Here is a 22,524-nt window from a genome sequence, read left to right as displayed (position 1 = left end):
TCATTATTATCAGTATCCATTCCTGCGATAATTTTTGGTGGAGTCCTCCACTACGTAAAATAAAGTAAGGGATCAATATGGGGCCGGGTGGGTATGAAAACAAACGATTCAAATTCAAATTAAAATCCATTTATGCATTAAAAATTCCCTGTTCGATTCAATTGTGAATTAAAACGATGAAAACGCCTTCTATTCAAGTGGTTTTTTAGTTGGCATGTTTTTTGCATCAGTTATGAATATAGATAGAGAAAAAATACAGAAACAACCAAGAGGGGGAAATTAAGATGGCTCGATTACAAGCCACACTAGGCAATGATAATATACGCCCGCTGTCAATGCAGCAGCGCACAGTAGGGTTTTTTGGTGTTTTTTCAATTTGGGTAGCAGCTAACTTTGTTATTACAACGATATTAACTGGAATGTTGTTACTACCAGACATTTCCTTTATGGATGCATTAAAGGTTATTTTTCTAGGCTCGGCCATTGGTGCCATTCCAATTGCGCTCATGGGAAGGGTCGGAACCAATACAGGGCTGCCTACGATGGTTATCACCCGGGCTGCTTTTGGACAGAAAGGTTCAATACTGCCAGCTGCTGCAAATACGATCATTCTTGTTGGCTGGAGCTGGATTCAAGCTTATATGGCTGGGATGAGTTTTGATTATGCCGTAAATTATTTAACAGGGTATAGCAATATCAATTTATTTACAATTTTAACCCAGGCAATTGTTGTTCTGATTACGATTTACGGGATACGCGGAATTGATACTGCACAGCGTTTCATTTCTACAGCCATGCTCATATTGTCATTCATGGTATTTTATAAATTGTTCACGGCATATGATGTTCATGCTTTGATCCAACTTCAATTATCGGAAAACCCAGAAACGACGTTTATCATCGCTTTCGACATCGTCATTGCAACCGCTTTTTCCTGGATGTCTTCAGTATGTGACTATAACCGGAGCGCTAAGTCGGAAACAGGAGGAATGATCGCCACTTATCTAGGATATGTACTGGCTTCGATGGTTGCATTCGGCCTAGGGGCAGCCGTTGGCGGTTTCAGTCTGGCGCTTGGAATGGAGCAAACCTATGATCCAGTAGTATTGCTTGCGGCTCACGGATTCGGATTGATTGCTGCGATAGTTGTATTTCTGTCAGTCGTATCGACGAATGCGATGGCCCTATATAGTGCCAACATGTCATTTTTGAATGTGTTTCCGAAAACGTCCTTTTGGAAGACGGCAATTGTACTGGGGATCATTACAGTATCTGGTGCTTTGCTCAAGGAGAGGTTAATGACGCACTTCTTTGATTTTGTCCTTTTCATCGCAACACTATATATTCCTATTTTCGCCATTGTTTTGGCAGACTATTATATTGTGAAAAAGAGACGCTATGACGCAGAAGATATTGCTCTTGATAACAAAGGCTTATACCGCTATGTAAAAGGTGTTCATCCTGCTGCATATGTTGCCTATGTATTGAGCGCTGCTTTCGCCCTCTACTTCACATATGTAAGTCCGCTGGCGATTGGATCCACTGTTCTGACGTTCTTTGTATCAGGAATCCTTTATGTTGTACTCGCAAAAGTGATGCGTTCGAGTTCAATAGAAAAGCTGGAAGGTGAGAAAGCGGTATGACAAATTGGAAACTAACCGTTGTACAGGATGATTTTAATTGTGGAGGCAATTTACCTTTAATGGAATCCCATATCATTGACTGTATGCAAAAGCATCCGGAAACAAAGCTCATTTTGTTTCCGGAAGCTGCTGCTGCCGGCTATATATTTTCCGAAGATCATGTGAGGGCCAAAGCGGAGTCCGCAGACGGTCCTTCTTTCAGTTTCCTGTCCGGTTTGGCGAAAAAGTTCGAACTGTATATATGTTACGGTTTTATTGAAAAAAAAGATGGCAAACTATTTAATTCATTGAATTTGATTAATCCGGAAGGCGACCTTTTGGCAACTTATCAGAAAATGCATTTGACGCCTTTGGAAAAGCACCTTTTTTCACCGGGTAACAAGCTAGTTACAGTAAAAACCGAGCTTGGCACTTTCGGCTTTATGATCTGCTGGGATATGGCCTTTCCAGAACTGGCCCGTTTACTTGAAAAGCAGGGGGCGGATATCATTCTCGCACCAAGCGCTTGGGAGAGTCCTTATGAGGGGCCGTACGAGCGGATGGCGTCGGCACGGGCAATGGATAATACCGTTTATTTGGCGACATGCAATTTTACCAGCGGAGAAGGCGATATTCAATTTTTCGGTAGATCTGCCGTTTATGGGCCGGATGGAGATACGATAAGCGGCATCAAGACAGAAGCAAGCAGTTTCGCTACAGCGGAGATAAATCTTGGAAAAAGGCAGGAGCTTAAAGAAAACTTCTATTCTATGAGATCAGATGAACGGTCAGATTTGTATTCGGTTCAATGGAGGGGGGAACGCCATGAAAATTAAAAAGATAGTGGATCTATCCTTACCGTTGGATAACAATCTCCCTGTATTTCCCGGGGACCCCGAACCGAATATACGGCCGGCAACGACAATCGAGAAGCATGGCTACAATACTGCTTATCTAGATATAGGTTCCCATACAGGGACGCACGTGGATGCTCCTTTTCATATCAGGGGAGAGGGAAAAACAATTGAGCGGCTTCCGTTGGAAAACTTTATTGGAGAAGGCGTTTTGATTCCCGCCACCCATAAAGATCACGGGGAGGCCATCACGCTCGAAGATGCAGCCCCTTATCTCAATAAGCTTGGACCGGGAAAAGTGGCGTTAATCCACACTGGCTGGACAAGGTATTTAGGAGAAGATGAATATTTCAATCATCCTTACCTGGATATTGAAGTCGTAGTAAAGATGCTTGATCTTGGCGTCCGTACCTTTTTAATAGACGCTTTGAATGTTGATCCGCCGACTGGCGAAGAATTCCCGGCTCATGAGGCGATAACAGCAGTAAATGGAATTATCGGAGAGAACTTTACTAATTTTGATCAGATCACCTTTGACAACCCGCTGATTATTGCGCTTCCCCTAAAAGTTACAAACGGGGATGGGTCGCCTGTGAGGGCCATTGCAATAGATTGTTAACATTAAAAGGAGCTGTATATAAATGAACTTTCAATTTACGATGCAAACAAATGTATTATCTGAACCGGGTGTAGCTAAGAAGGCCGGATTTTATTTAAAAGAATATGGTGCAAAAAATGTACTGATTGTGACAGATCAGGCAATTGTTAAAGCCGGCCTGTTGGAGGGAATTTATAATAGTTTAAAACAGGAAGGCCTTAGTATCACCATTTATGATCATGTCAATCCGAATCCGAAAAATACAGAAGTTGAAACTGTTGCCACTCGTGCGTTGGAGGACTCCGTAGATGGTCTTATTGCTGTTGGTGGTGGAAGTGTAATGGATTTTGCTAAGGGTGTAGGTGTTTTACTGACTCATGAAGGCAGTATAAAGGATTGGGAAGGTGATTTTACACTTCAAAGGGAAATCACTCCTTTAATTTGTATTCCTACAACGGTAGGCACCGGCAGTGAAGTGACATGGATTGCGGTTATCACAGATACAGCAAGGAACTTTAAGATGGGGATAGTTGACCCTAAAGTAGCACCAAAAATGGCATTGCTAGATTCTGATTTAATAAGAACCCTTCCGCCTTCTGTTACCGCGAGTACTGGAATGGATGCCATGACCCATGCGATAGAAGCTTATACTTCCCGTTTTGCCTCACCAATGACAGATGCCTTAGCATATAAGGCTATCGTAATGATTAAGGAAAATATTGAGGATCTAGTTAGTGATTCAAAGAATCAGCAAGCGGGTCAAGCGATGTTGAATGCAAGCATGATGGCAGGAATCGCCTTTAACAATTCCAATGTAGGGAGTGTACACTGTCTCTCCGAAGCGATAGGCGGTTATTACGATTTGCCACATGGCGTTTTAAATAGCATCTTTTTACCTTTTGTTTTCAAGCGTAATATTAAAGCTGATCCGTCCAGGCATGCGGAAATAGCCTATTTATTAGGAGCTGAGAAGAATTTCTCATCCGAAGAAGAGGCGGCCCTAGAAGGATTCAATATCATCATGGAATTGAGGAAAAGTTTAAATCTGCCGAAGTTTAATGAATTGGAAAGAGTGACACCAGAAGACTTTAAACATTTAGCGAAAGTAGCGAAAGAAACTCCAATGGACGAAAGTAATGCTAAAGAAATGTCTGAAGAGGAATATTTGGAAATTATTGAAGAAGCATTTAGCGAATAAATTTGCTATAGGCTTGACATCTAAGATGCTAAGGGGGACTATTGATGCCAAAATATAAACCGAAAGATTCATCACAATCACCTCGCTTTGTAGGGAATAGAACTTTTATGAGACTGGAACAAGTGAAAACAACAGATGACATAGACTTTGCCGTTCTTGGCGTACCTTTTGATACGGCAGCATCCAACCGGACAGGACAGCGATTCGGTCCTCAACATATTCGTGATTTTTCCGTCCTTCTTCGTCCATACAATCCCGATATGGATATTGATATATTCGAATATTGTTCAGGTGTTGATTACGGAGATATCAACGTTATTCCGGGAAATGCGCTTCGTACGTACGACAATATGGTTGAGGAGCTGACACCTCTTCTTGATAAAAATGTCATTCCGGTCATCATGGGTGGGGACCATTCTATTTCATTAGGAAACTTGCGCGCTTTCCATAAAAAATATGGCAAAATAGCGCTCGTACATTTCGATTCCCATGGGGATACGTGGGAGCATTATTACGGTGAAAAATACATGCATGGCACCCCATTCAGACGTGCAGCTGAAGAGGGGCTGCTCGATATGGACCACTCCATCCAGGTCGGCATGAGGGGACCGCTTTACGGACCGGGCGATATTCAAGATGCAAGAGATCTCGGCTTTGAAGTCATCCCGATGAAGGAAGTACGTAAAATAGGATTCGAAAATGTTATGAAAAGAATCCATGAGCGTGTGAAAGACTGTCCAGTATTCGTTACCTATGACATCGACTTCGTTGATCCGGCCTATGCACCGGGTACAGGTACACCTGAAGTCGGGGGGCCAACGAGTTATGAGGCATTGGAATACGTACGCGGACTGGACGGCTTGGATGTTGTCGGTTTTGATCTGGTGGAAGTACTTCCTTCATATGATGCGAACGAAATCACTGCTGTTCTCGCATCGTCCGTCATTTACGAGATGATCACACTTATAGCATTGAAAAAAAGACGCCATCTGAAGAATAAATGAAAGAAGGGTCAAACTTGATGAAATTAAAGATGTACATTAATGGTGAATGGAGAGAATCAAGCAGCAAGGCTATCCGTGATATTATCAACCCAGCCAACGGGGAAGTGATTGCCCAGGCAGCAGAAGGAACATTGGAAGATGCGGAAGCAGCCATTCAAGCGGCAAGAGATGCTTTTGACAGCGGTATTTGGTCGGACCTCCCTGCAGCGGAACGGGCAAGTTATCTTTATAAAATAGCTGATAAATTGGAAGAACGTCATAAAGAACTCGTTGAATTGGAAGTGTTGGATAACGGAAAGACTCGGGGGGAAGCCGAATTTGATATAGAAGATGCGGCGGTTTGCTTCCGGTACTATGCGGGATTGATAACAAAGCCTGCGGGTGAAACATTTGATGTGCCTGATCCAAACATTCATTCAATGGTAGTACGTGAGCCTGTTGGTGTTGCAGGACTTGTTGTCCCTTGGAATTTTCCTATGCTCATGAGTGTCTGGAAAATTGCCCCTGCTCTGGCGGCTGGTAACACGATTGTGTTTAAACCTGCGGAAATCACTCCTGTAACAGCAGTCAAAGTGTTTGAAATCATGGAGGAGGTCGGAATTCCGGCCGGTGTCGCCAACATGGTTTTGGGAGAGGGAGGAGTAATCGGACAGACCATCGCAGAAAGCCATGATGTGGATGCCATTTCTTTCACAGGAAGTACTCAAACCGGAAGGAAAATCATGCAGGCAGCAACGGGGAATATAAAGAAAATCTCTCTTGAATTAGGCGGGAAATCTCCTAATATCATATTCGATGATGTAGATTTGGAAATTGCTGTGGACCAGGCTTTGTTCGGAATATTCTTTGGCGCTGGACAAGTATGTGTGGCAGGAAGCCGCATTCTTGTTCAAGAGGGATTATATGATCGTTTCGTCGATCGCTTTGTTGAACGTGCCAAAAAGATCAAAGTAGGACCAGGAAACGAAGAGGACGTTGAAATGGGCGCCATTGTCAGCGAAAGCCAGATGAATAATATATTGAACTATATTAAGATCGGCCAGGAAGAGGGCGCTGTCCTAGCTGCCGGCGGCAAACGAATAACGGAAAGAGGCTTGGATAAAGGATTCTTTATTGAGCCGACTGTATTTACAGATGTAACGCAGGACATGCGGATTGTACAGGAAGAAATCTTCGGACCTGTTGTGACGATCCAAAAATTCAAGGATGAAAAAGAAGCCATTGAACTGGCCAACGATGTAGATTTCGGCCTGGCAGGCGGTGTCTTTACGAATGACGGCGCTCGTGCTTTACGTGTCATCAAAAAGCTTCGCGCAGGCATTACGTGGATCAACACCTACCATCCGGCATTTGTGGAAGCGCCATGGGGCGGATATAAACAGAGCGGAATCGGGAGAGGCCTAGGAACATATGGGTTGGAGGATTTCCAGGAGGTCAAACAGATTAATATCAATTTGAATCCTGGCATGGCAGGCTGGTTCAAAGGTTAGTGAAGAAGGGGAATATCTAAAGTCCCTAAAATAAAACAGGTGAAGAGGATCATATCAACAATTCATGTTCCTTCACCTGATTTTTATTGTTCAAATGATCGTACGCTTCTCGTATTAAGAAGTAAAAACATTATTACCGAGCGAGTTTTCTGTCACAAGGCATCGAGTTCAGCATATTTTTATTGATTGAGGTGCGCTTACGCTTTCTTACTCATCAGCTTTTGACCATAATGATTCAATCACTTCACTGAATGATTTCAGAATTTCCTTTTCCTCTTTTTTCTTCAAATAAATAAGAGAGGTTTTAAAACTGATTTGTTGGTCGGTCAATGGAAGATGCATTACTTTTCCATCTGTAATTTCCCTCCTAATCAGATTGCTGGAAACCAGGCCGTAGCCAGTTCCGTTTAAAATAGCGCGCTTGATTGCTTCCTCACTTCCAATTTCAATCGTTTTTTTCGGAGAAAAATCAGCCTGATCAATGAATTGATCAATGAGTGCTTTATAATTACCGCCAATTCTATATTTTATAAAAGGAAATTGGCTTACTATGTCATCAAAAGAATAGTGATTGTATATTTCTTTTAAAACAACTAATAATAGTTCCTCTTCATCCAAAATGATATTTTCTATCCCGCTCTTCGATATTTCTCCAGCAATTACACCCAAATCAATAGTATTAGATTCAATTCCTTTAATTACTTCTTCGCTGTTGCAGGAAACCAAATTGATCTGTACATCCGGAAAGGTTTTTAAAAACTCTGAAACAATAAAGGGGAAAAAATGGGTGCAATAGTATTCAGAAGCCGCAATTTCAAGATAGCCTTGGGGCTTTCCAAGCTCTAAAAAAGTTGATTCCACTTCATCCACAATCAGAAAAAGCTGATCTGTGTATTTTTTTAACAGTTTGCCGGCAGGTGTTAAATGATTTTTCCGGCCCACGCGGAAGAACAGCAATTGATTTAGCTCTTTTTCAAGGGATTGAATCTGGGCTGTAACAGTAGGCTGGGTAAAATTCAGCATTTCTGCTGCCTTTGTAAAATTCAAACACTCCGCTACTACTTGAAATGTCTTCAAATTTCTCAATTCCATTCAGCCCACTCCCGTCTCACTTACATACATAGCAATATTTTATCATAGTTTTCTGTCTTTAAGAGGTTAAAGTATTGAAACTTGCTATGCTTTCGATAGGCTTTGTCGATTTCACAACGCCAATTTCCCATGCTACTTTTAAAATAAGGGGGGATACAGTGATTGTTTTCACGACATCTGATATTTCATGTGAATTACAGAGAGCAATAGCGAATCAGACGAAAAGCGAAGTGGTCCAAAATAAAATATCAAAACTTAATCAAAAAGACAAAAGCAAGGCCGAAATTCTTATCACTTACGGAAACTTTGATGATGCTATCACGGCAGAGGACATCAGTCAGCTTATTCATTTAAAGTGGATTCATGTACTCAGCAGCGGAACGGAACAACTGCCGCAGGAAGCGATTCGGAGCAGAAAGATCCATGTTACATCCTCCAAAGGGATTCATGCCATTCCGATAAGCGAATATGTTGTGTGTTCCATCCTCTATTTTGCTAAAAAAATAGAAGAATTCCGTAAGCTTCAAAAGCAGAGGGCCTGGTCATATTCCATGGGCATGTCAGAAATTTACGGAAAAACTTTAGGGATATTGGGAACCGGTTACATTGGCCGCGAGATTGCCAAAAAAGCGAAGGCTCTTGGAATGAGCGTGATTGGAGTGAATCGGAGCGGAAACCATTCGGATGAGTTTGATCAAATATATAAAGTCCACAAATTGAAAGAGATTCTTCCGGCATTTGATTATATATGCAGCGTTCTGCCTTCTACAGATGAAACAAAACACTTAATAGACAGGGGAACCATCAGCCATATGAAAGATGGTGTGATTTTTATCAATGCAGGCAGGGGAGATGTGGCAGTTGAAAAGGATTTGTTGGAGTCGTTAAGAACAGGGAAAATAAGCGGAGCTGCGCTCGATGTATTTGAAGAGGAGCCATTGGAATCATGCCATCCATTTTGGGCAATGGAAAATGTACTGGTCACACCACATGCTTCAGCAAGGACGGAAATGTATATGGAGCGCGCCCTTAACATTTTTTTAGATAATTTTAAATACTATCAGGATAATGATCTGAAAAATATGGTCAACAAGGTAAATTTTCAAGTGTAGGAGAGAGGAGAGCTGATTGATGACATATAGACAAGATCCCACATTTAAAGAACCACGTTTTAGCGGTATAAGTACATTTATGAGGCTGCCGCATGTAAAAACATTGGACCAGGTGGACGTGGCAGTCGTCGGTGTCCCTTTTGATACTGGGCAGACATTCCGAACGGGTGCAAGACTCGGGCCACAGGCGATTAGAAACTTTTCATCCCTTGTCCGCTGTTCGTCCAATTATCATAAGATAAACATTTTTGACTATGTTTCTGTTGTGGATTACGGAGATATTCCAGTTGTTCCCGGATTTATCCATGAAACATATGAGAATATGGTCGATGGATTGGCTCCTATGTATCAAAAAGGGATCGTACCTATCGTAATGGGAGGGGACCATTCGATTTCATTAGGAGAATTGCGTGCCGCCGCTCAAGCCTATGGACCAGTCTCCCTGCTTCATTTTGATGCTCATACAGATACGGTGGACAGTTACTTCGGACAAAAATATACGCATGGCACCCCCTTTAGAAGGGCGGTCGAAGAGGGGTTGATCGATCCCTTCAGTTCTATACAAATAGGGATGCGAGGATCGATGAACAGTGTTCACGAATATGATGAATCAAGAAAACTGGGGTTCGAAGTGGTCACGACTGATGAATTGATTGAAATGGGAATACCTGGGCTCATTTCAGTCATTAAAAACAGAGTGAAAGGGCGTAAAGTTTTCCTCTCTTTTGATGTAGATTTCATTGATCCGGCATTTGCTCCGGGTACTGGTACTCCGGAAGTTGGAGGCATATACCCAAGGGAAGTCTTTCAAATTTTACGGCAATTGACTGATATAACATTTATCGGATTTGACGTTGTTGAAGTCCTTCCGGCATATGATCATGCCGACATCACTTCTGCGCTGGCAGCAAACGTCATGTTTGAAATGTTGTGTTTGGCCGCTTTGAATAAGAAAGAGGCAGTCCTGGATGTTTAGTAGGAGACCCGGTTCGGTTACCGGGTTTCGCCTATCCATAGAAGCCGGCTATTGAAACGATTAGAGCGGGTTCGATACTATATTTTATAAAACGTCATGTTTGTAAACGTTTACAAATTTTAGAAAAGGGGATCGGTATGGGAAAGCTTGATATCATTATCATTATTCTGTATTTTACCTTAATAGCGGGTGTCGGAATCTATGGAGCCAGGCGGGCGACCAACTCGGAGGAGTACATGGTGGCTGGCCGCAATTTGAATTTCTTTATGTATCTTGGTTGCTTGGCTGCCGTCATACTCGGTGGAGCCTCGACAATGGGAACGGCCAAACTGGGGTACGAGTTCGGATTGTCGGGAATATGGATGGTTGTTGCAATAGGTACTGGAGTTGTTTGTCTGGGAATCTTTTTATCTAAGAAAATATCCCGTTTTAAAGTACTGACAATCAGTGAAATGCTTGAGAAACGCTACAATAAGGAAACGAGACTGGTCAGTGCGAATGTTGCAGCCATATATACATTGATGTTGACTGTTGTGCAGATGATCGGGATCGGCTCCCTGCTCAATGTATGGTTGGGGTGGAATTTGCCCCTCTGCATCATTATCGGCGGAGGAATCGTTTTTTTATATACCACTTTGGGAGGCATGTGGTCTGTTACAATGACGGATATTGTGCAGTTTATTGTGATGACTGTAGGGGTATTCTTCCTTATGCTGCCGCTCAGTCTCTCCAAGGCAGGCGGCTTGGGGACATTGAATACGGATTTGCCTCCAGCTTTTTTCAATCTGGCAAATATTGGCGGCGACCGTATTTTTCAATATTTTATCCTGTTTACACTCGGACTGATGGTTGGACAGGATATATGGCAGAGGCTATTTACGGCAAGAACTCCTAAAATATCAAAATATGGTACGGTGTCAGCTGGGATCTATGCCTGCATATATGCCATCGCTCTGGCAGTCATTGGTATGTGTGCTTTTATCCTGTTGCCGAACATCGGTGATACGCAAAATGTTTTTGCTGAGATGGCTATGGTTACTTTGCCCCCGGGTATCCTGGGAATTGTATTGGCGAGTGTGGCTTCAGCCGTCATGTCCACAGCCTCGGGGACAATCATAGCTTGCTCTACCTTGATTTCAAATGATGTAGTTAAAAGGTTCTTCAAACCCGATATAAATGATAAACAGTTCATGCTTATTTCCAGGCTGACCACAGTGGGGATTGGTATTTTTTCAATCATATGCGCCATTTGGATTCAGGACATACTTGTTGCATTAGATGTAGCCTATGCCGTATTATCAGGTGCTTTATTCTTCCCGGTCATATTTGGATTGTTTACAAAGAAAGTCAATGCCCGTGCAGCTTTTTACTCTATCATTCTAAGTGCCGCAGTGATCCTTGCCGGGTTAGGCATTCAGGGAATTACTGCAACAGACCCGATTATTTACGGGTTAGCAGTGAGCTTTGTCTCAATCGTACTGCTTTCCTTTATACCGTCAAAAAAAGCGAAGGGAGAAGCGAGTGTAAGGGTCGGATAACATTTAGCTGGAGGTGCGCAATCCCATAGGAAATAAATTCATACAATTAAAGATAAACCTCGTACATTGTCCATATCAATATTCGTGACATTGGGTCCGTGCAATCCACTTGGACTAAGACAGATAAAGCAGATCCTTCAGGATCTGCTTTATCTGTCTTACTGCGTTCCGCCATAAGGGAACTGGTTGGAATATCCGGCGTGCTGCTGGTAAGATTGCTGGATCTTCTTCTCGCTTTCTGCATCAAAGGAATACCAGCCGTTTTTGAACATGTGTTCAAACAAGCTGCGCTGGGCATGTTGCGTTTCATTGAATATTGTAAGCAGATCGTCATACAGATGTTGATGGCTTGCCTCGTGAAGAGCGACCGCATAGCTGTTAGTCATGTATTTTTCCGTTGCCAGCATGTCATTTATAAAATCCCGGTCGTTCATCTGTGGTGTCTTTGGAACTTGCATGGAAGGGTTTTGGATCTTCTGTCCCGATTGATTTTGGTTATTCATGTAATAACGATCTCCTTTCAAAGTTAAAGAAAGTATAAATTTTTCATGGTTATTCATATAAAAGTGTTGTTGCTTTGTCCAGCTCCAGCGCTCAGCGACTAGCAAACTTCGCACTCCTACACTACGATAAGTCAACATCAGCTCCTCCGTAGCCGTGTTTCCTTTATCTCATTGCGGAGTGCCCCAGTTTGTACGGCGCTAAACGGGCGCTCTGCGCTTTTCTTCATTCACATGATTTGGTTGTTCTGCTGTTTTTCCTGTAAATGGGCAAGCAGCATTTCGTAATGCCGCTGATGCATTTGTCCGCATTTTTGAATTTCCATTTTAATTGATTGGTCCTGGCACTGTTCTGCAAAAAAGTGTGCCTTTTTCATTGCCAGTAGGTTCCATGCCAACATATCATTAATATAAGACAGATCTTTTGTTGTAATGACGTGCGGCGGCTGCTGCATGATCGGCTGCTGCTGGTTTGGCATTTGTTGCGGGTTCATTTGCTGGTTGTTCATATTATTCCCTCCTTGAACTATACAAAAATAGCTTGTGTGCATAACGAATTTTTATTCATAAGACAAGTGATTGCTAAATAATAAAAACCAAATAATAACTAGATGTAAAAAACGATTACATTTAGTCAGGTTTTTAGGAGGCATATGTAATGGAAAATGTAATGCGCAATTTCTTTTTGTTTCTATCAAGGAATAAAATCCTTACAAGGTCGGCAAAAAAGTACGGTCTCCGCTTCGGGGCAGCCAGATTTGTCGCTGGTGAAACAATAGAACAGGCAGTTGCAGTTATCAAAGATCTGAATAGAAAGGGGTTGAAAGCCACAGTTGACTATTTGGGGGAATTTGTAGACAACGAAAGGGAAGCGGACAAGATGGTAAACAATTGCATTAAGGCAATTGAAGTTATCGGACGAGAAAAGCTCGATTCACAAGTATCTCTTAAGCTGACTTCCACGGGCATGGATCTTTCCAATGATATTGTCATGGCCAACATGAAAAGAATCATGGAAAAGGCAAAAGAGAATCATGTATTTGTCACTATTGACATGGAAGACTATGAACGGTGTGAAAAGACCCTTCGGATTTTCAAACAATTCAGGAGTGAGTACGACAATATTGGAACTGTCATTCAAGCGTATCTTTTCCGAGCGATTCAGGATATGAAGGACCTGGATGAGTACGCCCCCAGTCTACGTCTCGTCAAAGGCGCATATAAGGAGTCTCCCCAAGTGGCTTTTCCTAACAAACCGGATGTCGATGAGAATTATAAGAAAATCATTCGAATGCATCTTTTACATGGACATTATACGGCAGTGGCCACCCATGACGATGCGATCATCGAATTCACAAAGCAGTTCGTGAAAGAAAACGAGATACCCAATGACCAGTTTGAATTTCAAATGTTATATGGAATTCGGACTGAACGCCAGCTCGAGCTTGCAAAAGAAGGGTATACGATGCGGGTCTATGTTCCGTATGGAACCGATTGGTATGGCTATTTCATGCGACGGCTTGCAGAGCGTCCGGCAAATGTCTCCTTTGTTTTGAAAGGAATGCTTAAAAAATAATACAACTATATTTTTTGAATTTTTAATTAGAAATGATTGCGCAAATTTTATAATTCAGTTATATTATTAGTTAACGAGACTCATTTCATTCATGAGATTTTTTTTAAAAATAAAATGAATGAGTGTTCATTCAAAGTTGTGAAGGAGGAAATTGCATTGTCATTTCGAATTCGAAAGGCGGCAGTCCTTGGTTCAGGAGTCATGGGCTCCGGGATCGCTGCACACTTGGCCAACGTCGGGATTCCTACCCTTCTTTTGGATATCGTTCCAAAGGATCTCACTGAAAAGGAGAAGGCGATGGGCCTGACACTGAACGACAAAAAAGTGCGAAATCGAAACACGGAAGGGGCTTTGAAAAAACTTCTGAAGCAAAAACCGGCTCCGCTTACAAGTAAGAAAAACCTGAACTTGATCACAGCAGGAAACTTGGAAGATGACCTGGAAAAGCTCGTGGATGTTGATTGGATCATTGAAGTCGTCGTGGAAAATCTTGAAGTGAAAAAGAAAGTGTTCGAACAGGTTGATCAATATAGGAAAGAAGGTTCGATCATCAGTTCCAACACTTCAGGAATTTCTGTGGAAGCAATGTCCGAAGGACGGTCAGAAGATTTCCAGAAACATTTTCTGGGAACCCACTTTTTCAATCCGCCTCGCTATTTGAAGTTATTGGAAGTCATTCCTACAAAAAAGACGGACCCCAAAGTGCTCAGGTTTATGAAAACGTTCGGTGAAGATGTGTTGGGCAAAGGTGTTGTCATCGCCAAGGATACTCCTAACTTCATTGCAAACCGGATCGGGACGTACGGCCTTTTGGTTGCTGTAAGGGAAATGTTGAAAGGCAGATACAGCATCGGAGAGGTGGACTCTATCACAGGGACCCTGATCGGAAGACCAAAAAGCGCGACGTTCAGGACACTTGATGTTGTCGGTCTTGATACTTTCATTCATGTGGCCAATAACGTGTATGAATTAGTTGAGGGTGAAGAAAAGGAAGTATTCGAGGTTCCTGATTTTATGAACAGAATGCTTGAGAAAGGCTGGCTTGGAAGTAAAACCGGACAGGGTTTTTATATCAAAAAAGAGAAGGAGATCCTTCAGCTCAATCCGGAGACTTTCGAATATGAACCGCGGAAGAAATTTAAAACGCCAGGGCTCGAAATGGCAAAACAGGAAAAGGGAACAAAACGGAAAATGAAAGCGCTTATGTATTCGGATGACCCTGCAGGAAAGCTGCTCTGGAATATGACAGCTCCTGTGCTGGCGATATCCGCAGAACTCCTCGGAGAAATCGCGGATGATATCGTTGCGATTGATCGGGCAATGAAATGGGGATTCGGCTGGGAGCTCGGACCTTTTGAAACTTGGGATGCCATAGGAGTGGAGGATTCTGTAGCCAAGATGGAGCAGGAAGGAATCAAGGTTCCTGACTGGGTGGAGGAAATGATTGAAAACGGTTGTACTTCTTTTTATAAAGAAAAAGACGGAACTGAATATTTTTATTCGAACGGCGACTATAAAGAACTTCCCAAAAATCCTAAAGTGATAGATTTAAACCTTTTGAAGAAACAAGGAAAAGTACTAAAGAAAAATACTGGAGCCAGTTTTATAGATATCGGGGATGGTGTTGTACTTCTCGAATTTCATTCCAAAAACAATGCAATAGGCTTTGATATTATTCAGATGCTCAATTATGCGATTGAAGAAACAGAAAAGAATTACAAAGGTCTCGTCATCGGGAATCAGGGCAAAAACTTCTGTGTGGGAGCGAATATTGCCTTGATTTTAATGGCAGCCCAAGAAGAAGATATTTTCGAGGCCGATATGGTCGTCCGCCAATTTCAGCAGGCGATGATGAAAATTAAATACAGCGAAAAACCGATTGTGGCTGCACCATTTGGCATGACCCTTGGCGGGGGAGCGGAGGTTTGCCTGCCTTCGGCTTATATACAGGCTTCCACGGAGACCTATATGGGGCTTGTAGAAACGGGCGTCGGGCTCATTCCAGGAGGTGGAGGAAATAAAGAGCTATATATTAAAACGTTAAAGAATATGGCTGATGGAGTGGAGTTTGATTTGCAGCAAGTCGCAAATAAAGTGTTTGAAACGGTTGCCATGGCTAAGGTGTCCACTTCCGCAGAAGAAGCGGAGGAAAACAACTTTTTGAGTCATGCGGACGGCATATCCATTAATGGAGACCACCTCATTTATGATGCGAAACAAGCTGTTTTGGCCTTGTATGAACGAGGCTATAAACCACCTGTGAGAGAAAAAATTCCGGTTACAGGAGAAACAGGGTACGCGGCATTGCTCCTGGGAGCAGAAGCTATGAAATTGTCAGGATATATTTCTGAACATGATATGAAAATAGCAAAAAAATTGGCGTATGTGATTGCAGGCGGAAAAGTGCCATTTGGAACTGAGGTTGATGAGCAATATTTACTCGACCTTGAAAGGGAAGCTTTCCTGAGCCTTGCGACCGAGCCTAAATCACAGCAGCGTATGCAGCATATGCTTGTCAAAGGAAAGCCATTGAGAAACTGATCAAAGTTTACTAGGAAATGAGGGGATCATTATGCGTGAAGCGGTCATCGTGGCTGGTGCCAGGACGCCGGTCGGTAAAGCGAATAAAGGGACGCTCGCTCATATGCGTCCGGATGATCTTGGGGCGCTGGTTGTGAAAGAAACATTAAAGCGGGCAGGAGATTATGAAGGAAATATAGATGATATCATTATTGGCTGCGCTGTTCCGGAAGCTGAACAGGGATTGAATATGGCACGGAATATCGGAGGGCTTGCAGGTCTTCCGGATGATGTTCCAGGGATTACTATCAATCGGTTTTGTTCCTCAGGTCTCCAGTCCATTGCGTATGCTGCAGAAAGAATCATGGTCGGATCGGCGGATACGATCATTGCGGGGGGAGCTGAATCGATGAGCCTTGTACCGATGACAGGGCATGTCGTCAGGCCCAATTTACAGCTTGTGGAATCGGCTCCTGAATATTATATGAGTATGGGGCATACAGCTGAGGAAGTCGCAAGAAGATTCGGAGTATCCAGGGAAGACCAGGATGCTTTTGCGGTCAGGAGCCACCAAAAAGCGGCCAAGGCAATTGCGGAAGGAAAATTTAAAGATGAAATCGTTCCGGTCGATGTTGTTGTAAGAACAATTGGACCTGATCATAAAGTGAAAGAGAATCATATACAATTTTCCCAGGATGAGGGTGTCCGTCCAGATACGAATATTGAAGTACTGTCAAAACTTCGCCCTGTGTTCTCTGTCACGGGTTCTGTCACTGCAGGAAACTCCTCGCAAACGAGCGACGGATCGGCGGCGGTAATGGTGATGGAGCGAGAGAAAGCATACTCTATAGGGCTTGAGCCGATGCTGAAATTCCGATCATTTGCAGTTGCAGGAGTGGCTCCGGAAATCATGGGAGTGGGACCGGTTGGGGCTATTCCAAAAGCGTTGGAGATAGCCGGGTTGGAATTGTCGGATATCGGATTGTTTGAGCTTAATGAGGCGTTTGCTTCCCAATCGATCCAGGTCATACGGGAATTAGGGCTTGATGAAGAGATTGTCAATGTAAACGGAGGAGCCATAGCTCTTGGCCATCCACTCGGCTGTACTGGCGCGAAACTGACGTTGACACTCGCTCATGAAATGAGAAGGAGGCAAGTACAGTTTGGAATCGTGACCATGTGTATTGGCGGAGGAATGGGAGCAGCAGGTGTGTTTGAACTTATATGATCAAAATGAATGGGAGGCATGTGAAATGTCTAAAGAAACGGAAAAACTGATTAAAGGCGGGGCATTTTTAATCGAGGATATTTCTGCCGATCAAATGTTCACACCGGAAGATTACACTGATGAACAAAAAATGATTGCGAAAACAACGGATGAATTCGTAACGAACGAAGTGATGCCACAGGTGGAACATCTGGAAAATCATGAATTTGACCGCTCTGTAGAACTGTTAAAAGAAGCAGGAGAGCTTGGACTTTTGGGTGCCGATGTACCAGAGGAGTATGGAGGCCTCGCTTTGGATAAAGTCAGTTCTGCCTTAATTGCAGAAAAGATGGCAAAAGCTGGAGGCTTTTCAATTTCCCACGGAGCGCATGTTGGAATCGGATCCCTTCCTATTGTTTTATTCGGGACCCATGAGCAGAAGCAAAAATATTTACCTTCTTTGGCAACCGGAGAACTGCTTGCCGCTTATGCTTTGACAGAGCCGGGTTCGGGGTCGGATGCACTTGGGGCGAAAACGACAGCTAGGATGAATGAAGCCGGAACCCATTACGTTTTAAACGGTGAAAAGCAATGGATTACCAACTCGGCATTTGCGGATATATTCATCGTTTATGCAAAAGTGGAAGGGGAGCATTTCTCAGCTTTTATTGTCGAAAGGGAATTTCAAGGAGTATCAACCGGTCCTGAGGAAAAGAAAATGGGAATCAAGAGTTCGTCGACCCGTACCCTCATTTTAGAGGATGCCGAAGTACCGGTTGAAAATCTGCTCGGTGAAGTTGGGAAGGGACATCGGATCGCTTTTAATATTTTAAATATTGGCCGTTATAAATTGGGGGTCGGTGCTGTCGGTGCATCCAAACGGGCGCTTGAAATTACTTTGGAATATGCCAACCAGCGGAAACAATTCAAGACTCCGATTTCCCAATTTAATCTGACAAAAGAAAAATTCGGGACTTTGGGATCCCAAATTTATGCTGCCGAAAGTTCCGTCTACCGGACGGTCGGCCTGTTTGAAGAAAGGATGAGCCGGCTCAGTGAGGAAGAGATTAAGAATGGCACGGAAGTGTCCAAATCAATTGCTGAGTATGCTATCGAATGTTCGTTGAACAAATTCTTTGGATCAGAGGTCCTCGACCTTGTGGTGGATGAAGGTGTTCAAATCCACGGCGGATACGGTTATATGGAAGAATACGAGATAGAAAGAGCGTACCGCGATTCGAGAATCAACCGTATTTTCGAGGGAACGAATGAAATTAACCGGCTCCTTGTCCCAGGAACTTATTTGCGTAAAGCATTCAAGGGAGAATTGCCGCTCCTTGAAAAAGCTCAAAGCCTTCAGGAAGAACTGATGATGCTCATGCCGGAGGAGCCTGGCGACGAACCGCTCGCCCAGGAAAAACAATTGACAGGCGGGACTAAAAAAGCAGCACTCATGATTGCTGGGCTGGCAGCGCAGAAGTACGGTAAAGCATTGGAAAATGAACAGGAAATCTTGTCCAGGATTGCTGACATTGTATCGCTTGCATATGCAATGGAGTCTGTGGTCCTGAGAACAGAAAAAGCCATAAAGCGCAATGGTTTGGAAAAAAACAAACAGAAACTGCTTTATACAGAGATTTTCTGTCAGGATTCAATTGTGGAGGTGGAGAAACTTGCAAGGGAAAGCTTGGCGGCCATAGAAGAGGGAGATACTTTTCGCATGATGAACTCCGCTCTTCGCAGATTGACACGCCATACGCCAATCAATGTCATTGCGAAAAAAAGGGAGGCTGCCGAAAAACTGATTTCAGCCGAAAGATATGTCGTTTAATTGAAGATGAACGGGTGAGCCGGATTGGCTTGCTCGTTTTTTCTTGTTTTCGGTGAATTTACTTGGATTAAGGGGACGACTCTGAAAAGGATGCAACTCGAGTAATCCCCAAAAAATAGTGTCTACACCAACATTGGATTAAAGCTTGGTGCCTTCCGATAATTGAATAAGTATAATCTTTTTCCATCCGCTTTTCCTGCCATTTTCGCAGTGCTGTTCGCTTGTTAAAGATTTGTTCCAAAAACCGATATTAAGAATAGTGGCAGTCGGCCTATTACAGAAAGAAGGTGCATCATCTGTGTTCAGGAAGGATATAATGACACCCATTGGTATAATATTGGGTTTTGCGGTCATATTTTTGGCCATTTATCTTGCTGGGGGGCATGATAGCTTTTTAGTCTTTATCAGCCTTTCCTCTTTTATCATAGTTTTTGGAGGGCTTTTTGCCTCTTTGTTCGTTGGTTTTGGTGTAAAAGAAGTCGGCAGCATGTTTAAAGTTTTACATACGACATTCAGGCGCAAGGAAGTGCCAATTCAGGATTTCATCAACAAACTTGTACATCTGGCAAGAACTTCGAGAGTAGACGGGATGATCAGAGGGCTTGAAAAGGAAAGGGAAAGGACTGCTGATCCCTTTATTCAAAAAGGCCTCCGTCTTGTCATTGATGGATATGAGGAAGCTATGATACGGAAAATAATGGAAATGGATATCCGGGCTATGGAAAAAAGGCATGCCCGAGGTCAGCAGTTAATCACGAAAGCAGGGGAACTTTCGCCGGCCTGGGGGATGATTGGAACAATTGTGGGGCTTGTCTTGATGCTCCAGCAGCTTAACAATCCCGGTGAATTGGGTCCGGCTATTGCCGTAGCTTTGATCACCACATTTTACGGGGTTCTTACGGCAAATCTTGTATTCATTCCAATTGCCAACAAGTTGGTTCTTCTGACGGAAGAGGAAGTTTTTTTGAAGGAGGTCGTCATTGACGCGCTGATCAGCATACGCAACAATGAAGGCCCTACGATCCTAAAAGATAAGTTGCATATGTTCCTGACAGAAAGCACGCAGGATCCTATTATCATTGATGATTATAAGGGAGAAGGCACACATGAACAGAAACAAGTTTGAAGTGCCGAGGACCAGTCAGCCATGGTTGGTCACTTTTGCTGATTTATTGATGGTCGTACTCATCCTCTTCGTTCTATTGTATTCCTATTCAGATACTGATTTTGAATCAGTTACGAATTCCTTTCAAAATCACAATCGTAGTTCGGAACCTGAAGGATCCGGAGGTGGAGGAGCAGGTGGAGAGGAAGAAACATCTTCAGATGATGAAACAGACTCAACCAAAGATGAAAAGACTGTTCCAAAGGAATATGAAGAGCAGTTGGAAGAGATGATAAAACTGGAGAAACATATCAAGGAGATCCTGGATTATATAAAAAACTATGCAGGCAAACATAATCTGGAAGATAAAATGACAGTAACTCCGACAGAAAAAGGTATCGAAGTCGTACTGCCGGAAATCATGCTTTTTCCTTCGGGAAAGGCAGATCTAATAGATGAAGCCGTTCGTTTTTTAGATGATATGGCACCGTTATTGGCTGAGGTTTCAAACATCATTGAAATTGAAGGACACACAGATAACCGCCCCATATCGACGGAACGCTTCCCCTCCAACTGGGACCTGTCTACGGCAAGGGCCAATGTTGTCATTCGTTATTTGACTGAGGAGCATAACCTTGATCCCGACCGATTCAAAGCTGTAGGTTATGGTGAACACCAGCCAATTTCTTCAAACGATACGGATGAAGGAAGAAGCAAAAACCGGCGCGTCGTTCTAATCATATCCAAAGAGAATATTTCCAAATAGATTATTTTTTTAAAGGTTTTTTGCAAGAGCTGTCGAATATAGGGACTATAGTGTAGCACGATTTTGCAGAAAGGAAGGTGATTAAATGCCGCTTGACGTATATTTGTACCCGCGATGCGGAACTTGCCGAAAAGCAAAGAAATGGCTGGATGACCATGGTGTGGATTATAATGAGATACATATCATAGAGGAACGGCCATCAAAAGATAAGTTGAATGATTTATATGAAAAAAGTGGATTGGAATTGAAGAAGTTCTTCAATACAAGTGGCAAAAAGTATCGGGAACTCGGATTAAAAGACAAAATCAAAGAGGCCCCAGAAGAAGAACTGCTTGAAATACTCTCATCAGACGGCATGTTGATCAAGCGTCCGATTGTCACGGATGGAGAGAAAGTAACCGTGGGTTTTAAAGAAGAAACGTTTGATGAAGTATGGAATAAAGAGAAGTAAGAGCGTTTTCTTGCTTTCAAAATTCTCTTTATGTACATTTAAATGAGAAAAAGAAGATGGAGGGATCTGTATGAACACACCGGCAGAATTACGTTATTCAGAAGAACATGAATGGGTAAAAGAAGAAGGGGAAAAAGTGCGGATCGGAATTACCGATTTTGCTCAATCTGAGCTTGGAGATATCGTATTCGTTGAACTTCCTGAAGTTGGAGATGAAATTACAGCGGACGAGCCTTTTGGAAGCGTTGAATCAGTGAAAACTGTTTCCGAATTGTATGCACCGGTCAGCGGTAAGGTCGTTGAAGTAAACGAGGATCTGGAAGACAGCCCTGAATTTGTCAACGAATCCCCATATGAAAAAGCATGGATGATTGTTGTCGAACCTTCCGATCGTGCTGAGTTTGATAGCTTGATGTCTGCGGAAGACTACGTTAATATGACCAGCGAGGAATAAAAAGAAAAGTGAAGTGCGCGAACAGCGACATATAGGACTGGACGGCTCCTGAAGGGATAAAGGAAGCACGGCGCAGCAAGTCGCCCCATCCTATGGTTATGTCAGGCTCAGTTAGCTAGTCAATGGCGCCTAAAGCTGGACAAAAATGCTCCGTTAACAAGTCAAGTGGCTGCTGTTGCCCGGAGCCAGAGAAACAAATTATAAAATGCGCCTTGGATTTAACTCCCAAGGTGCATTTTTTTCAAAAGATAAAAAGCGGGGTCGCAGACTATGAATCCACTATCAAACACAGCCATTATCGTCGAGGGCTTGTCCGATAAGAAAAAAGTCATGAAGGTAGTAAGGGAGCCCATTGACATTATTTGCACAAACGGAACGATTGGGTTGTCAAAATTGGATGAACTAATTGAGGAACTGGAAGGAAGGGACATATTTATTCTTGTCGATTCCGATTCTTCCGGAGATAAACTTCGAAAGCAATTAAAGCGCGAATTCCCCTTAGCCCGGAATCTTTACATTGACCGCAAATTTAAAGAAGTGGCATCTGCCCCATTGGAACACCTCGCACAAATCCTATTAAGGGCCCGTATTGATGTACACGCCCAGTATCTTCAAAAAGGATGAAATTAC

General features: G+C 43.0%; 21 protein-coding genes. 18 read left to right on the top strand and 3 right to left on the bottom strand.

Annotation, left to right across the window (positions count from 1 at the left end):
- Positions 1 to 284: 284 nt before the first annotated feature.
- The 6 genes from C509_RS0114890 to C509_RS0114865 are packed head-to-tail and all read left to right on the top strand — an operon-like array spanning position 285 to position 6,766.
- A complete protein-coding gene (locus tag C509_RS0114890) occupies positions 285 to 1,643 on the top strand; it encodes a purine-cytosine permease family protein (protein ID WP_018707725.1) in 1,359 nt (452 codons plus the stop codon).
- The gene (locus C509_RS0114885) at positions 1,640 to 2,458 is read left to right on the top strand and encodes a carbon-nitrogen hydrolase family protein (protein WP_018707724.1); all 819 of its coding nucleotides are present in this window, start codon (positions 1,640 to 1,642) and stop codon (positions 2,456 to 2,458) included. The genes C509_RS0114890 and C509_RS0114885 overlap by 4 nt, the downstream gene beginning before the upstream one ends.
- A complete protein-coding gene (locus C509_RS0114880) occupies positions 2,448 to 3,095 on the top strand; it encodes a cyclase family protein (RefSeq protein ID WP_018707723.1) in 648 nt (215 codons plus the stop codon). The genes C509_RS0114885 and C509_RS0114880 overlap by 11 nt, the downstream gene beginning before the upstream one ends.
- Positions 3,096 to 3,117: 22 nt before the next feature.
- Positions 3,118 to 4,272, top strand: a complete 1,155-nt coding sequence (locus tag C509_RS0114875; protein ID WP_018707722.1) for an iron-containing alcohol dehydrogenase — start codon at positions 3,118 to 3,120, stop codon at positions 4,270 to 4,272.
- 44 nt (positions 4,273 to 4,316) lie between these two features.
- On the top strand, positions 4,317 to 5,276 hold the full coding sequence (gene speB, locus C509_RS0114870; protein WP_018707721.1) for an agmatinase: 960 nt from the start codon (positions 4,317 to 4,319) through the stop codon (positions 5,274 to 5,276).
- A 14-nt stretch (positions 5,277 to 5,290) separates the two neighbouring features.
- Positions 5,291 to 6,766 (top strand): aldehyde dehydrogenase family protein, encoded by a 1,476-nt coding sequence (locus C509_RS0114865; protein WP_026319882.1) that lies wholly within the window; start codon positions 5,291 to 5,293, stop codon positions 6,764 to 6,766.
- 207 nt (positions 6,767 to 6,973) lie between these two features.
- On the opposite strand, the gene C509_RS0114860 is transcribed toward C509_RS0114865, so the two are convergent.
- The gene (locus tag C509_RS0114860) at positions 6,974 to 7,858 is read right to left on the bottom strand and encodes a LysR family transcriptional regulator (RefSeq protein WP_018707719.1); all 885 of its coding nucleotides are present in this window, start codon (positions 7,856 to 7,858) and stop codon (positions 6,974 to 6,976) included.
- Positions 7,859 to 7,932: 74 nt separating this feature from the next.
- On the opposite strand from C509_RS0114860, the gene C509_RS24035 reads away from it, so the two are divergent.
- The 3 genes from C509_RS24035 to C509_RS0114845 all read left to right on the top strand — a co-directional run bounded on the left by C509_RS24035 (position 7,933) and on the right by C509_RS0114845 (position 11,484).
- A complete protein-coding gene (locus C509_RS24035; RefSeq protein WP_018707718.1) occupies positions 7,933 to 8,970 on the top strand; it encodes a D-2-hydroxyacid dehydrogenase in 1,038 nt (345 codons plus the stop codon).
- Positions 8,971 to 8,989: 19 nt separating this feature from the next.
- Positions 8,990 to 9,946, top strand: coding sequence for an agmatinase (speB, locus tag C509_RS0114850; RefSeq protein ID WP_018707717.1), 957 nt, complete (start codon positions 8,990 to 8,992; stop codon positions 9,944 to 9,946).
- 137 nt (positions 9,947 to 10,083) lie between these two features.
- On the top strand, positions 10,084 to 11,484 hold the full coding sequence (locus C509_RS0114845; RefSeq protein WP_018707716.1) for a sodium:solute symporter family protein: 1,401 nt from the start codon (positions 10,084 to 10,086) through the stop codon (positions 11,482 to 11,484).
- Positions 11,485 to 11,642: 158 nt separating this feature from the next.
- On the opposite strand, the gene C509_RS0114840 is transcribed toward C509_RS0114845, so the two are convergent.
- Both C509_RS0114840 and C509_RS0114835 read right to left on the bottom strand, forming a co-directional pair.
- Positions 11,643 to 11,987 (bottom strand): spore coat protein, encoded by a 345-nt coding sequence (locus C509_RS0114840; protein WP_026319881.1) that lies wholly within the window; start codon positions 11,985 to 11,987, stop codon positions 11,643 to 11,645.
- 227 nt (positions 11,988 to 12,214) lie between these two features.
- Complete coding sequence (locus tag C509_RS0114835) at positions 12,215 to 12,493, bottom strand: hypothetical protein (RefSeq protein WP_018707714.1); 279 nt, start codon at positions 12,491 to 12,493, stop codon at positions 12,215 to 12,217.
- 149 nt (positions 12,494 to 12,642) lie between these two features.
- On the opposite strand from C509_RS0114835, the gene C509_RS0114830 reads away from it, so the two are divergent.
- From C509_RS0114830 to C509_RS0114790, 9 genes are all read left to right on the top strand, one after another.
- On the top strand, positions 12,643 to 13,560 hold the full coding sequence (locus tag C509_RS0114830) for a proline dehydrogenase family protein (RefSeq protein ID WP_018707713.1): 918 nt from the start codon (positions 12,643 to 12,645) through the stop codon (positions 13,558 to 13,560).
- A 156-nt stretch (positions 13,561 to 13,716) separates the two neighbouring features.
- Positions 13,717 to 16,101, top strand: a complete 2,385-nt coding sequence (locus tag C509_RS0114825) for a 3-hydroxyacyl-CoA dehydrogenase/enoyl-CoA hydratase family protein (protein WP_018707712.1) — start codon at positions 13,717 to 13,719, stop codon at positions 16,099 to 16,101.
- A gap of 31 nt (positions 16,102 to 16,132) precedes the next feature.
- Positions 16,133 to 17,308 (top strand): acetyl-CoA C-acetyltransferase, encoded by a 1,176-nt coding sequence (locus C509_RS0114820; RefSeq protein ID WP_018707711.1) that lies wholly within the window; start codon positions 16,133 to 16,135, stop codon positions 17,306 to 17,308.
- A 25-nt stretch (positions 17,309 to 17,333) separates the two neighbouring features.
- A complete protein-coding gene (locus C509_RS0114815; protein WP_018707710.1) occupies positions 17,334 to 19,118 on the top strand; it encodes an acyl-CoA dehydrogenase family protein in 1,785 nt (594 codons plus the stop codon).
- A 232-nt stretch (positions 19,119 to 19,350) separates the two neighbouring features.
- Positions 19,351 to 20,244: a MotA/TolQ/ExbB proton channel family protein gene (locus C509_RS0114810; protein WP_245542487.1), complete on the top strand. Its 894-nt coding sequence runs from the start codon at positions 19,351 to 19,353 to the stop codon at positions 20,242 to 20,244.
- On the top strand, positions 20,225 to 20,989 hold the full coding sequence (locus C509_RS0114805; RefSeq protein WP_018707708.1) for an OmpA family protein: 765 nt from the start codon (positions 20,225 to 20,227) through the stop codon (positions 20,987 to 20,989). Before C509_RS0114810 ends, C509_RS0114805 begins: the two co-directional genes overlap by 20 nt.
- Before the next feature lie 85 nt (positions 20,990 to 21,074).
- Positions 21,075 to 21,440: an arsenate reductase family protein gene (locus tag C509_RS0114800; protein WP_018707707.1), complete on the top strand. Its 366-nt coding sequence runs from the start codon at positions 21,075 to 21,077 to the stop codon at positions 21,438 to 21,440.
- A 70-nt stretch (positions 21,441 to 21,510) separates the two neighbouring features.
- A complete protein-coding gene (gene gcvH, locus C509_RS0114795) occupies positions 21,511 to 21,894 on the top strand; it encodes a glycine cleavage system protein GcvH (RefSeq protein WP_018707706.1) in 384 nt (127 codons plus the stop codon).
- A 270-nt stretch (positions 21,895 to 22,164) separates the two neighbouring features.
- Complete coding sequence (locus C509_RS0114790; RefSeq protein ID WP_018707705.1) at positions 22,165 to 22,518, top strand: toprim domain-containing protein; 354 nt, start codon at positions 22,165 to 22,167, stop codon at positions 22,516 to 22,518.
- Positions 22,519 to 22,524 lie beyond the last annotated feature (6 nt).

The sequence above is a fragment of the Siminovitchia fordii DSM 16014 = CIP 108821 genome (genome assembly GCF_000374565.1).
GTDB lineage: Bacteria > Bacillota > Bacilli > Bacillales > Bacillaceae_C > Siminovitchia > Siminovitchia fordii.
Note: the sequence above shows the minus strand (reverse complement) of the source record. Positions and strands in the feature narration are given on the sequence as shown.